General features: G+C 68.8%; 11 protein-coding genes. 2 read left to right on the top strand and 9 right to left on the bottom strand.

From position 1 onward, the window contains the following. Positions 1–95 precede the first annotated feature (95 nt). Positions 96–1,298 carry an aminotransferase class I/II-fold pyridoxal phosphate-dependent enzyme gene (locus V7Q42_RS03440; RefSeq protein ID WP_333822481.1) on the bottom strand — a complete coding sequence of 401 codons (1,203 nt, stop codon included), beginning with the start codon at positions 1,296–1,298 and terminating at the stop codon, positions 96–98. Between the two features lie 438 nt (positions 1,299–1,736). On the opposite strand from V7Q42_RS03440, the gene V7Q42_RS03435 reads away from it, so the two are divergent. Both V7Q42_RS03435 and V7Q42_RS03430 read left to right on the top strand, forming a co-directional pair. Next, positions 1,737–2,036 carry an acyl carrier protein gene (locus V7Q42_RS03435; RefSeq protein WP_333822479.1) on the top strand — a complete coding sequence of 100 codons (300 nt, stop codon included), beginning with the start codon at positions 1,737–1,739 and terminating at the stop codon, positions 2,034–2,036. After that, complete coding sequence (locus V7Q42_RS03430) at positions 2,036–3,250, top strand: beta-ketoacyl-[acyl-carrier-protein] synthase family protein (RefSeq protein ID WP_333822544.1); 1,215 nt, start codon at positions 2,036–2,038, stop codon at positions 3,248–3,250. Before V7Q42_RS03435 ends, V7Q42_RS03430 begins: the two co-directional genes overlap by 1 nt. 36 nt (positions 3,251–3,286) lie before the next feature. Here V7Q42_RS03430 and V7Q42_RS03425 read toward each other — a convergent pair whose 3' ends face one another. The 8 genes from V7Q42_RS03425 to V7Q42_RS03390 form a co-directional block, all read right to left on the bottom strand. Next, positions 3,287–4,426: a glycosyltransferase family 4 protein gene (locus V7Q42_RS03425; protein ID WP_333822478.1), complete on the bottom strand. Its 1,140-nt coding sequence runs from the start codon at positions 4,424–4,426 to the stop codon at positions 3,287–3,289. A 297-nt stretch (positions 4,427–4,723) separates the two neighbouring features. Beyond that, a complete protein-coding gene (locus V7Q42_RS03420) occupies positions 4,724–4,975 on the bottom strand; it encodes an acyl carrier protein (RefSeq protein ID WP_333822477.1) in 252 nt (83 codons plus the stop codon). Then, complete coding sequence (locus tag V7Q42_RS03415; RefSeq protein ID WP_333822475.1) at positions 4,972–6,267, bottom strand: dihydrolipoamide acetyltransferase family protein; 1,296 nt, start codon at positions 6,265–6,267, stop codon at positions 4,972–4,974. The genes V7Q42_RS03420 and V7Q42_RS03415 overlap by 4 nt, the downstream gene beginning before the upstream one ends. A 3-nt stretch (positions 6,268–6,270) precedes the next feature. Beyond that, the gene (gene pdhA / locus V7Q42_RS03410) at positions 6,271–8,274 is read right to left on the bottom strand and encodes a pyruvate dehydrogenase (acetyl-transferring) E1 component subunit alpha (protein WP_333822473.1); all 2,004 of its coding nucleotides are present in this window, start codon (positions 8,272–8,274) and stop codon (positions 6,271–6,273) included. Then, positions 8,271–10,025 (bottom strand): acetate--CoA ligase, encoded by a 1,755-nt coding sequence (gene acsA, locus V7Q42_RS03405; RefSeq protein ID WP_333822471.1) that lies wholly within the window; start codon positions 10,023–10,025, stop codon positions 8,271–8,273. The genes pdhA and acsA overlap by 4 nt, the downstream gene beginning before the upstream one ends. 270 nt (positions 10,026–10,295) lie before the next feature. Beyond that, on the bottom strand, positions 10,296–11,414 hold the full coding sequence (locus V7Q42_RS03400; protein WP_333822469.1) for an ABC transporter ATP-binding protein: 1,119 nt from the start codon (positions 11,412–11,414) through the stop codon (positions 10,296–10,298). 4 nt (positions 11,415–11,418) lie between these two features. Then, the gene (locus V7Q42_RS03395) at positions 11,419–12,312 is read right to left on the bottom strand and encodes a carbohydrate ABC transporter permease (protein WP_333822468.1); all 894 of its coding nucleotides are present in this window, start codon (positions 12,310–12,312) and stop codon (positions 11,419–11,421) included. Continuing rightward, on the bottom strand, positions 12,309–13,184 hold the full coding sequence (locus tag V7Q42_RS03390) for a carbohydrate ABC transporter permease (RefSeq protein WP_333822467.1): 876 nt from the start codon (positions 13,182–13,184) through the stop codon (positions 12,309–12,311). The genes V7Q42_RS03395 and V7Q42_RS03390 overlap by 4 nt, the downstream gene beginning before the upstream one ends. Positions 13,185–13,242 lie beyond the last annotated feature (58 nt).

Below are 13,242 nucleotides of genomic sequence, written 5' to 3'. Positions count from 1 at the left end.
CTCGTCGGATGTCCACCTGTTCGATCTCGCCGTCGTTTCGCGAGCCGTTTCTACGCCTTGCCGCATGAGCCGTGCAAGTTCGGCCCGTCCCGGCCTCAGCCGGCACCGGTCGGGGCGGCGAGTACGCGGATGGCGTCGTCGATGTCGGCCTCCGTGTGATCGGCCGACAAGAAGAAGCGGATCCGCGGCGCATCCTGCGGAACGCCGACCTGGACCACCGGCGGGGCATAGATGCCCTCGCGCAGCAGCGCCGCGGCCTTCTCCAGCGTGACGGCGAAGTCGGAGAAGAGGACCGGCACGATGGCGCAGCCGGTCGCCATGCCGGTGTCGAGCCCCGCCGCCTTGGCCTTGGCGAGGAACATCTCGGAATTGGCCTTCAGGCGGGCGACGCGCTGCGGCTCGTCGACGAGCGCCTTCAACGCCGCATGCGCGCCGGCGGTGACCGCCGGCGACAGGCCGACGCTGTAGACGAAGCCCGGCAGGGTGAAGCGCAGGAGTTCGATCGCCAGACCGTGCGACAGGACGAAGCCACCCGACGAGGCGAGCGTCTTCGACAGGGTGCCGATGATCAGGTCGATCCGCTTCGGATCCTCGCCGTAATGCTCGCAGATGCCGCGCCCGGTGGCACCCATGACGCCGAAGGAATGCGCCTCGTCGACCATCACCCAGGCGCCGTGGCGGTCGCGGATGTCGAGCAGGCGGGGCAATTCGACGTGGTCGCCGTCCATGCTGTAGAGGCTCTCGACCGCGATCAGGCAGTTGCGGTGGTTGGCCCGCGCCTCGCCGAGGACGTGATCGAGGTGATCGAGATCGTTGTGGCGGAAGCTCCTGACCGTCGATCGGGTCGAACGGCCGCCCATCATGATGCTGTTGTGGGCGTATTCGTCGACGACGAGCAGGTCGTCGCCGCCGAGCAGATGCGGGATCAGCGTCAGATTGGTCAGATAGCCGCTGACCAGGGTGAGCGCCGCTTCGGTGCCGACGAAGGCCGCCAGATCCGCCTCGAAGGCGCGATGGAAGTTGCGCTCGCCGCCGACCAGCCGCGACCCGTTGACGCCGGTCCCGTGCTCACGCACCGCCTCGACCGCCGCCGACCGCACCTCGGGATGGTGCGACAGCCCGAGATAGTCGTAGTTGCCGAAGCTGACGAACCGACGGCCGCGCGCCTCGACCGCCTCCTGCAGGCCGTCGACACGCGCGAACCACGGGTTGGCCTCCCCGAGGCCCTCGAGGAAGAACTGGCCGGCGAGGCGCGCCCGCCGTTTGACGAACGCCTCGAAAGATGTGGTCGAAGTCATGATCACCTGGACGATGGACGAAAGCGGCGAGTGAATCTGTCGGATCGGCTCGGCACGAGTCCGTCTTCCTCCGCCGACGACCATCCTTCCGGCCACGCAGGAGCGAAGCGCCCTTCGTGCCGGGGCGAGTGTGTCATCTATATCGCGTCGCTCGGCCCGGGTCATCTTCGCAGTAGCCCGGCGGCTGCGTCGAAGCGCCATGCCGGCGCCACCAGCCGACCGCCACCGGGTCGTCGGCAGCGACTCGCGACCCGAAGTCGTCGAAGGTATGAACAATGTGGAATTTCACCAACTTCCCTTCACGGCAAGTTCGGTTCGTGATACGCGGCACGACGAGATCGTCATCATGGCCGGGGGCTCCGAGCCCGCATTTCGCGTCGCACTCGCACCATCACCCGAAGGTTCGATGAAGAGCGCGCCGCCCGAAGGGATGGATACATGTCGAACACGGCAACGGCAGCGACCGTCAGAGAATCGGACGGGCAGCTGTCCGCACTCGACCGCCGGATCATCGAGTTCATCCAGAAGGAAATTCAGGACAAGTCCGTGGTCTTGACGCGTGAGACGCGGCGCGAAGATGTCGCCATCGATTCCATCGACGTCGTCAACGTGGTCTTCGCGATCGAGGAAGAGTTCGACATCGAGGTCAACCTGACGCCCGACGCCAAGTTCGACACCGTCGGCGAACTGATCGACACCCTGATCGGCTTCATTCCCGAAGAGAAGCGCGCCTCGTGATGCAGGTTCCGGGGCTGGACGTCACCGGGCGCGGCATCGTGTCGAGCCTCGGGCAATCGGTGGAGACGTTCGCCCGCGCGATCATCGAGGGGCGATCGGCGATCGGTGCCCTCGACATCGAGGGGTTCTCGCTGCGATTCTCCAACGGCGCGCCGATCCGCGACTTCGATCCCGCCGCCCATTTCGACGACCGCACCCGTTCCATGCTCGACCGGTTCGCCCAGTTCGCCACCGTGGCGGCACGGGCTGCGTGGGCGGAGAGCGGCCTTGCGAGTGATGCCGTCGACCCGACCCGCATCGCCGTCGTCGTCGGCACGGCCAACGCCGGCATCGACATTCTCGACGACGGCTTCCGCCGCATCTTCCGGACCGACAGCCGCATCCCGCCGCTGACCATCCCGCAGACCATGGGCAGCGCCCCGGCGAGCCGCATCGCCCGAGAGATCGGCGCTCGCGGGCCGGTCTTCGGCGTCACCAGCGCCTGCGCCTCGGCCGCCCATGCGATGCTCGTCGGCGCCTCGATGATCCGCGCCGGCCTCGTCGACGTCGCGGTCGTCGGCGGCACCGATTCCTGCTTCTCGGAGGGCTACCTGCGCGCCTGGGACGCGCTCCGGGTGGTCTCCGGCGACACCTGCCGGCCGTTCTCGGTCGGCCGCAAGGGCCTGATCGTCGGTGAAGGCGCCGCCATGCTGGTGCTGGAGCGCCCCGGCCGAGCCGCCGCGCGCGGCGTCCGGCCCGCGGCCCGTTACCTCGGCGGCGGCATGAGCAGCGATGCCGGCGATCTCGTCGCGCCGGATCCGGTGGGCATGGCCGGCGCCATCCGCAACGCCCTCGCCGACGCCGGGCTGGAGGCGAGCGCGATCGACTACATCAACGCCCACGGCACCGGCACCGCCGCCAACGACCGCGCCGAAGCCGCAGCGATCCGCGCCGTCTTCGGCGATCGCGACGAGCAGGTGGCGGTGTCCTCGACCAAGTCGATGGTCGGCCACGCCATGGGCGCCTCCGGGGCGATCGAGGCGATCGCCACCATCGCCGCGTTGGAGCATGGAATCGTGCCGCCGACGCTGAACTATCTCGGGCCCGACCCGGAGGTCGGCATCGACCCGACGCCCGACGTGGCGCGGAAACTACCGATCGGCGTGGCGCTGTCCAATTCCTTCGCCTTCGGCGGCCTCAACGTGGCGCTCGCCTTCGGACGCACCGAAGACTGATCCGCGACAGGCGTGCGCTCGGCAACCGCGGCGCCTTCACAGCCCCATCGTCACCCGCCGGTAGACGTCGAGAAGCCGTGGCCCGACCGCGGCGACATCGAACTGCTCGACGTGATCGCAGCCCCAGGCGCGCAGAGCCCGCAGCCGGTCCGCATCGGCGAGCAGGCCGGCGACGACGCGCGCCAGGGCCGACGCGTCGCCCGGCGGCACCAGGGATGCCGCGCCCGGTCCGGTCAGCACCCCGGCGTAGCCCGGATTGGCGGCGGCGACGACCGGTGTGCCCGCCGCCATCGCCTCGATCAGCACCAGCCCGAAGCTCTCGCCCCAGGGCGCCGGCGAAACGAAGAGATCGGCCTCGGCCACCAGCCGCCGCGCCGTCGCGTCATCGGGCGTGTCGACGATGCGCACCCGCCCGGCCCCGCGCGCCACCAGCCCTTCGGCGAGCGGCGCGAGTTCGCCGCCACCGGCGATGATCAGTTCGGGGGCCGTATCGCCGCAGCGCCGCACGATCTCCGGCCAGGCCTCGACCAGCACGCCGAGCCCCTTGCGCGCCTCTAACCGGCCGAGGAACAGCACCTGCGGCGGTCGATCGGTCGGCGCTCCGACCGCCGCGTCCATCGCCGCCCGTCCGGCGGCGCGCCACGCCGAGAGGTCGATCGCCGGCGGCAACAGGTCGATCGGACGATCACGCCGTTCCGGTTTCAGAAGCTCCGCCGCACTCGGCGAGACGGCGATCGCCGCCGCCGCGCGGTCGCGCATTCTCCGCGCCACCGGCCCGAGCACGGAGCGCAACAGCCGGTCCTGCGGCGGCAGCGTCGCGTGGAAGGTGGCGACGGTCGGTCGGCCGAAGGCGCGCCACACCCGATAGGGCAAGGCCGGCACGAAGGGCGTGTGGACGTGGACGATGTCGATCGTGGCGGCATCGAGCCGTCGCGTAGCCTCGGCCAATTCGCGGTTGCCGACCCAGGTCACCTCGAAGCGGGTGCCCGACAGGCCGATGCTCAGATGGCGGCCGAGCGGCAGGACCGATGGATCGCCGCCCGCTTCCCCCGGTCCGGGCGCGACGATCGTCACCTCGTGACCCTCGGCGGCGAGCCAGCGGGCGATGTCGCGGATATGGTTCTGCACACCGCCGCGCCGTTCCATCGCATAGGGGCAGACCTGGAGGATCCTCATCACCGGCCCCTGTACGAGCCGTCGTGGCGGCGAGGATCGGCGGTTCCGAGCGAGGCGGCGAGCCGGCGATCACGCCACACGGTCCCGGCTCCCCGGAGCTCGGGGAGCGGCGGTCGGTCGAGGATCCGATCCGGCTTCGGAGGCGAATGCGGCGTCACGATCGAGGGGACTTCCTTCTGGAACATCCCTCTTTCTATAGCCATCCGAGCGGATGCGGCCAACCGAAACGGTTCGGCCGGCCGACGACGCCCCCTCCCCGTCTCCGAAGGCGCGGAAGCGGCCGGCGCACGGCCACCGTCAGGCGGCGACGGCCTTCTCGCCGAGATAGGCGACCGCCTTGGCGAAGCTGCCGAGCCGCGGGTAGTCGGCCTCGGGAATGAGGATGGCGAAGCGCTTGGCCAGCGCCGTCACCAGATTGAGGAAATCCATCGAGTCGATGTCGAACTCCTCGCGCAGATCGGCGCTCTCGTCGATGGTGGCGACGTCGACGTCGGGGGCGATACGGCCCAGTTCCTCGACGAGGACGGCTCTCGGATCGTTCGCGCTCATAGGGCCTCCGGTTCCTGCAACAGAGTGACGATGGTGTGGAGGAAGAGGGCGCCGCGGTGGCCGTCGCTGACCCGGTGGTCGCCGGCGAGCGTCACCACGACGGTCTTGCGCGGCCCCACCATCCCGTCGACCGCCCACGGCCGCATCATCGGCGTTCCGAAGCCGACGATCGCCACCTGCGGCGGATAGATGACGCCCCAGAGCGCCTCTACGCCGCGCTCGCCGAGGCTCGACACGGTGATGGTCGGATCGGCGAGTTCGGACGCGCGGAAGCGGCCGGCGCGCACCCGGACCACCAGGTCGCGCATCGCCGCCATCAGCCCGTCGAGCCCGAGCCCGTCGGTGTCGTGGATCGCCGGGGCGACGAGACCGGTGCCGCGGATGTTGACCGCGACGCCGACGTGGACGGCCTTGCTCGGGGCGAAGACGCCGTCGACGAGATGGCCGTTGAATTCGGGGTACTTCTTCACGGCTCGCGCCACCGCCGCGACGAACAACGTGCCGAGGAGCAGGCGATCCGCCGGCTCGAGGCCGGCGTTGCGTGTCGTGACGAAGGCCTCGGCGCGGGTCAGGTCGACGGTGTCGGTGAGGTAGTAGTGAGGGATCTCGCGCTTCGACCGGGCCATCGCCGCAGCGATCGCCGCCCGCATGGCGGCCGGATCGATGCCGCGCCCGGCGGCCGGAGCCGAAGTGGGTACCGCAGCCGGGGCGGGTTTCGTCGCCGGCTTCGCCGCGATCCGCGCCTCGACGTCGGCGAGGACGATCTCGCCCGCCGGTCCCGAGCCGACGAGCTCGACGAGATCGACGCCTGCGGTCCCGGCGAGCCGCCGAGCCGCCGGAGTGACGCGCGGGCGTCCCTCCATCGGCGTCGATATCGCCGGCGGGGCCGACGTCACCGTCGCCGCGACGGGCGCGGCGGGCGGTGTGGGAGGCGGCTCCTCGGCCAATTCGGGTACGAACACGGTCTCGGTGGCGGCCGACGGTGCCGGCGCCGCAGCGACCGGCGGAGCGGCTTCGACCGGCGGAGCGGCCGCAGGCGAAGGTGGCGCCGCCTCACCGGCGGCTGCGATCATCGCGATCGGCAGGCCGACCGGCACCTTGGTGCCGATCTCGACCAGCGGGCGCTCGAAGACACCGTCCTCGAACACTTCGATCTCGATCGCGCCCTTCTGGGTCTCGACCACCGCGACGATGTCACCGCGCTTCACCTGTGCGCCCGGCGCCACCGTCCATTCGATCAGCGTGCCGGCGTCCATGTCGGCACCGAGGGAAGGCATGCGGAATTCGGTCATCGCTCATCCCCTGCCCATCATCGCCTTCACCGCATCGACGATCTTCGCCGGGCTCGGGATCGAGGCGTCCTCGAGATGCTTGGCGTAGGGGATCGGCACCTCTTCGCTGCACACCCGGCGGATCGGCGCGTCGAGATCGTAGAAACCGGCCTCGACCACCCGCATGGCGATCTCGGCCGCGAGGCTGCCGGTCTTCCATCCCTCGTCGACGATCGCCAGACGGTGGGTCTCGGCGACCGAGGCGAGGATGGTGGCGTCGTCGAGCGGACGCAGGGTGCGGAGATCGATCACCTCCGCGTCGATGCCGGCCTTGCTCAGCTCCTCGGCCGCGTCGAGCGTCTTGAAGAGTGAGCCGCCGTAGGTGACGAGGGTCACGTCCCTCCCCGGCCGGCGCACCGCGGCATGGTCGATGTCGACCGGTCCGGCGTTCACCGCCAGTCGGCCGACGCGGTTGTAGAGCATGACGTTCTCGAAGATCAGCACCGGATCGGGATCCTGGAGCGCCGTCCACAGCATGCCGCGGGCGTCCTCGAGGGTGGCCGGCGCCAACACCCGGATGCCCGGGATGTGAGCGTACCAGCCCTCGAGACTGTGCGAATGCTGGGCCGCGAGCTGACGTCCGGCGCCGGTCGCCATGCGGATGACCACCGGCACGCCGAACTGGCCGTTCGACATGTGGCGCACCGTCGCCGCGGTGTTGAGGATCTGGTCGAGCGCCAGCATCGAGAAGTTGACGGTCATCACCTCGACGATCGGCCGCATCCCGGCCATCGCCGCGCCGATGCCGGCACCGGTGAAGCCCGATTCCGACAGCGGCGTGTCGCGGATCCGGTCCGGCCCGAAGTCGCCGTAGAGGCCCTTGGAGACGGCGTAGCAGCCGCCGTAGAGGCCGACGTCTTCGCCCATCAGGAAGACGCGGTCGTCGCGCTTCAGGGCGTCGACGATGCCCTGCTTGACCGCTTCACGATAGGTCGTCTCGACCGTCTCGGCCGACGGGGCGACGATCGCCGGGGCCGGTGGACGTTCGCCCGCCGTCACGTGGCGGGTGAGCCCGTCGAGCGGTTCGAAGGTGGCGGCCTCGGAGAAGGCGACGGCCGCCTCGATCTCGGCGGCGATCTCCTGTTCGAGACGCTCGACGTCGCTCGGATGGACGAGACCGGTTTCGATCAGCCAATCGCGGAAGCGATGGATCGGTCCCTTCTTGCGCCACTCCTCGACTTCGCTCTTGTCGCGGTAGAGCTGGGCGTCGAACATCGAATGCGGCCGGAAGCGATAGGTGCGGCACTCGAGGAAGAACGGTTCTCCGTCGCGACGGATCGCCTCGACGGCGCGCAAGGCGGCGCGTTCGACCGCGACCACGTCCATGCCGTCGACCACCTCGGAGCGGATGGAATAGCCCTCCGCCTTCTTGTGGATGTCGACCTCGGCCTCGGACCGCGACAGCGCCGTACCCATGGCGTAGCCGTTGTTCTCGCAGACGAAGAGCACCGGCAGATGCCACAGCGCCGCCAGATTGAGGCTCTCGTGGAACTCGCCCTCGGCGACCGCCCCTTCACCGAAGAAGCAGGCGGTGACCCGGTCCTCGTGCCGCATCTTGTCGGCGAGGCCGAGGCCGACGGCGAGCGGCAGCCCGCCGCCGACGATGGCGTTGCCGCCGTAGAAGTTCTGCGCCGCCGAGAACAGATGCATCGAGCCGCCGCGGCCGCCGGAGCAGCCCTCGGCCTTGCCGTACATCTCCGCCATCACCTCGCCCATCGGCACGCCGCGCACCAGCGCGTGGCCGTGCTCGCGATAGGTGCCGACCACGCGGTCCTTTTCGCCGAGGCAGCGCAGGATGCCGACCGCGATCGCCTCCTCACCGTCGTAGAGGTGGAGGAAACCGCGGATCTTCTCCTTGGTGTAGAGTTCGGCGCACTTGTCCTCGAAGCGGCGGATGCGGATCATCTGCCCGAGGAGATCGAGCGCATGCGCACGGTCGACGTGCGGCTTGAGGGACGCGTCGTTCATCGTTCGTCACTCTCGAGAGTGGAGATGTCACCTTCCGGCAGGCCGAGTTCGCGCGCCCTGAGGAGGCGACGCATGATCTTGCCGGAGCGCGTCTTGGGCAGGTTCCGGCGGAAGGCGATCTCTTTCGGCGCCACCGCCGGTCCGAGCCGTTTGCGGGCATGGCCGATGAGCTCGAGCATCAGCTCGTCGCTCTCGGTGAAGCCCGGCTTGAGGGCGACGAAGGCCTTCACCGTCTCGCCGACCGTCTCGTCGGGCACGCCGATGACGCCGACCTCGGCCACCGCCGGGTGCTCCATCAGCGCGCTTTCGACCTCGAACGGTCCGATCAGATGGCCGGCGCTCTTGATGACGTCGTCGGCGCGGCCGACGAACCAGAAGTAGCCGTCCTCGTCGCACATCGCGAGGTCGCCGGAGAGATACCAGCCGCCGGCGAAGCACTTGGCGTAGCGCTCCTCCTCGTGGAGATAGGCGCGCATCATCGACGGCCATCCCGGCTTCAACGCCAGTTGGCCGATGGTCATCGGCTTGTCGGCCAGCTTCACGCCGTCGGCGGTCTTCTCGAGGATCGCCGCGGTGATGCCGGGCAACGGCTTGCCCATGGATCCCGGCTTGACGTCCATCGAGGCGTAGTTGGCGATCATGATGCCGCCGGTCTCGGTCTGCCACCAGTTGTCGTGGAACGGCATGCCGAAGGTTTCGGCGCCCCAGACGACGGCCTCCGGATTGAGCGGCTCGCCGACGCTCGCCATGAAGCGCAGATGCGACAGATCCCGGTCGCGCACCATGTCGCCGCCGGCCTTCATCAACATGCGGATGGCGGTCGGCGCGGTGTACCAGACCGTGACCTTCTCGCTCTCCAGGATCGAATACCAGCGCTCGGCGTCGAACTCCGCCTCGTCGACGATCATGGTGAGGCCGTTCACCAGCGGCGAGATGATACCGTAGGAGGTGCCGGTCACCCAGCCGGGATCGGCGGTGCACCAGAAGATGTCGTCGCGATGGAGATCGAGGGCGAACCGACCGGTCGCCACATGCGCCACCACCGCCTCGTGGACGTGCACCGCGCCTTTCGGCTTGCCGGTGGTGCCCGAGGTGAAGTGGAGGAGCGCCATGTCCTCGGGATGGGTGCGCACCGTCTCGTGCTGCGGCGAGGCCGCGGCCATCGCCGCGGCGAGATCGCGGGTGCCCGCCGGCGGCGGTCCGCCACCGTCGATCACCAGCACGTCGAGAGGGCCCTCGAGCTTTTCCCGCCAGCTCGCCACCTTGCGCTCGTAGAGCCGGCGGCTGGTCACCAGCACCCGCGCCCCGCCGATCCGCATGCGCGCTTCGATCGGCTCGGGGCCGAAGGCGGAGAACATCGGCGACAGCACCGCGCCGGCCTCGAGCGTGCCGAGAACGGCGACGTAGAGCTCGGGAACGCGGCCGAGCAGGGTATAGACCCGGTCGCCGCGTTTGACGCCGAGCGAGGTGAGCACGTTGGCGAAGCGGTGGGCTTCGGCGGCGAGATCGGCATAGGTGATGTCGCGCCGGGTGCCGTCCTTGGCGATCCAGCGGATGGCGATCTTCGCCCCGCGCCCCGCCGCCACGTGGCGGTCGACCGCCTCGTGGGCGATGTTGAGCGCGCCGCCGTTCAGCCCGTCGAGCAGCGCCCGGGCGCTTTCCCAGGTGAAGATGCGACGCGCCTCCTCGTACTCGCCGAGATTGCTCGCGGCGACGTCCTGGACGCGTCTCGGAATGAGGAGGGTCGTCATGCCGTTCTCCTTCCCTGGTCATCGCGCCGGGTAGGCATGTCCGAACTGGAACTATTGTTGTTATTTCTGTCGGAATTGCCATGACCCAGATCAACGGCGACGTCACGACGACGCAATGACGTTCGCAGACGACAGTCGCGATGATGAATATCGTGATATTTTTCTTTGTTCTTCGATCGCGTTTTCTTGCGCCGCGACATGATCCGTCGGGCCACGCCCGGCCATGGCCCCGGGCGCGTCGCCGGTTGCCGAACCCTCGATGGGCGGCGGTCAGCGCGGGGCGGACAACCGCTTGCCCGATGCGGCGTCGAAGAGCTTGGCCTTGGCCATGTCGACCTCGAAACGGAAGGCTTCGCCGACCGTCGCCGGGCTGTCCGGCTCGACCCGGGCGATCACCTCGGTGTCGCCGAAAGCGAAGACCAGCATGGTGTCGGGACCGGTCGGCTCGATGACCTCGACCCTCGCCTCGAAGACGAAGCGATCGGGGCCGGGCAGCCTGCTGCCGGCGGCGAAGATGGTCTCGGGGCGCAGGCCCAACACCACCTTCTGTCCCTCGGTCGCGGTGATCGCCGCCGCGTCCGCCGCCAGCGGGAAGCGGATCGGCCCGGCGCCGCCGTTCGCCACTTCGACACAGGGTGCGCCGTCGCGGCGGATGACGCCGGGCAGCATGTTCATCGGCGGCGAGCCCATGAAGCCGGCGACGAAGAGATCGACCGGTTCCTCGTAGATCGTCGCCGGATCGGCGAACTGGCGGATATGGCCGTTGTCCATCACCGCGATGCGGGAGGCGAGCGTCATCGCCTCGACCTGATCGTGGGTGACGTAGACCACCGTCTGGCCGAGCCGGAGGTGGAGTTTCTTGATCTCGGTGCGCATCTCGATGCGCAGCTTGGCGTCGAGGTTCGACAGCGGCTCGTCGAAGAGGAAGACGTCGGGCTTCCTGACCAGCGCCCGCCCCATGGCGACGCGTTGGCGCTGACCGCCGGAGAGCTGGCCGGGCTTGCGGGCCAGCAGGTGGTCGATGTGGAGGAGCTCGGAGACCTCCTTCAGCGCGTCGTCCTGGACCTCCTGCGGCACGCGGCGGGTGACCATGCCGAAGGTGATGTTGTCGCGCACCGTCTTGGTCGGATAGAGCGCGTAGGACTGGAACACCATGGCGATGTTGCGGTCCTTGGGCGGCACGTCGTCGACGACCTTGTCGCCGATGCGAATCGTGCCCGACGACAGCGTCTCGAGCCCGGCGACGAGGTTGAGCAGCGTCGACTTCCCACAGCCCGACGGACCGACGAGGACGACGAACTCGCCGTCGTCGAAGTCGAGCGACACGCCCTTGATGACCTCGGTCGCACCGAACCGTTTCCACACGTCGCGGAGATGGATCGAAGCCATGGGATCATCCTTTCACCGCGCCGGCGGCGAGCCCGCGCACGAAGTACTTGCCCGCCACGACATAGACGAGCAGCGTCGGCAACGCCGCGATCACCGCCGCCGCCATGTCGACGTTGTATTCCTTCACGCCGGTGGAGGTGGCGACGAGATTGTTGAGCGCCACCGTCACCGGATTGCTGTCGCCGACGGTGAAGGCGACGCCGAACAGGAAGTCGTTCCAGATCTGGGTGAACTGCCAGATCACGGTGACGACGATCACCGGCGGCGCCATCGGCAGCATGATGCGGAAGAAGATCGAGAAGAACCCGGCGCCGTCGATCTTGGCGGCGTCGACGATGCCGTTCGACACGCCGACGAAGAAGTTGCGGAAGAACAGCGTGGTGAAGGCGAGGCCGTAGACGGTGTGGACCAGCACCAGCCCGAGGACCGAGCCGGCGAGATCGAGGATGCCGAGCACCCGCGCCATCGGCAGGAGCACCACCTGGAAGGGGATGAAGGCGCCGAAGAGCATCAGCGCGAAGATCGTGTCCGCACCGGGAAAGCGCCATTTCGTCAGGGCGTAACCGGCGATCGCTCCCAAGAAGGTCGAGAGCGCCACCGCCGGGATCACCATGGCGACGGAGTTCCAGACATAGGGGGCGAGGCCGTCGCACCGCACGCCGACGCAGGCCGACGACCACGCCTTCCCCCAAGCGGCGAAGCTCGGCGCCTGCGGCAGGCCGAGGAGCGAGCCGGCACGGATCTCGTCGAGCGACTTGAGCGACGTCACCACCACCACCCACAGGGGCATCAGGTAGTAGACGCAGAAGAGCCCGAGCACGGTGAAGAGAACGATGCGCCCGACTTTCGCGCCGACGCCCTTGCGGCGGACGATGCCGGCGTTCGCGGAGGTGGTCATCGGCCGGCCTCCCTCAGTTCCGAATAGAGGTAGGGCACGATGATCGCCAGGATGGTGACCAGCATCATCACCGCGCTCGCCGCGGCGGTGCCGAGTTCGCTGCGCTGGAAGGCGAAGGAATACATGAAGGTCGCCGGCACGTCGGTGGCGTAGCCGGGGCCGCCGCCGGTCAGCGCCACGACGAGGTCGTAGCTCTTGATGGCGAGATGGGCGAGCACGATGATCGCCGAGAAGAACACCGGCCGGATCATCGGCAGGATGATCGAGGTGTAGGTGCGGATCGGCCCCGCTCCGTCGATCGCCGCGGCGCGCAACACCTCGTCGTCGACCGAGCGCAACCCGGCGAGGAACAGCGCCATGACGTAGCCGGACGACTGCCACACCCCGGCGATCACCACCGTGTAGATGGCCATCCGTGGATCGACCAGCCAGCCGAAATGGAAGTCCGTCCAACCCCATTGGTGGGCGAGATGCTCGAGCCCGAGGCCGGGGTTGAGGATCCACTTCCACGCCGTGCCGGTGACGATGAAGGAGAGCGCCATCGGGTAGAGGTAGATGGTGCGGATCGCCCCCTCGATGCGGATGCGCTGATCGAGGAGGATCGCCAGCAGGATGCCGACGACGATGCAGAAGCCGATGAACAGGATCGAGAAGACGGCGAGATTGCCGAGCGCCACGTACCAGCGCGGCGTCGACCACAGCCTCTCGTATTGCTGCAGACCGGCGAACCCGTAGTCCGGCATGACTCCCGACCGGGTGAACGAGATCCACGTCGTCCAGGCGATGAAGCCGTAGACGAAGAACAGACTGACCGCGAACAGCGGCATCACCACGATCCGCGGCAGCCACTTCTCGACGACGCGAGCGAACATCCCGGCGCCTCCCCTTGGGACCGCCGGGGGCGGAGGACCCGTCCCCGACGGCGGTCGG

The organism is Pinisolibacter sp. (genome assembly GCF_036782435.1).
GTDB lineage: Bacteria > Pseudomonadota > Alphaproteobacteria > Rhizobiales > Ancalomicrobiaceae > CALBKH01.
The sequence above is the reverse complement of the archived record's forward strand: the minus strand, read 5'-3'. Positions and strand labels throughout refer to the sequence as shown.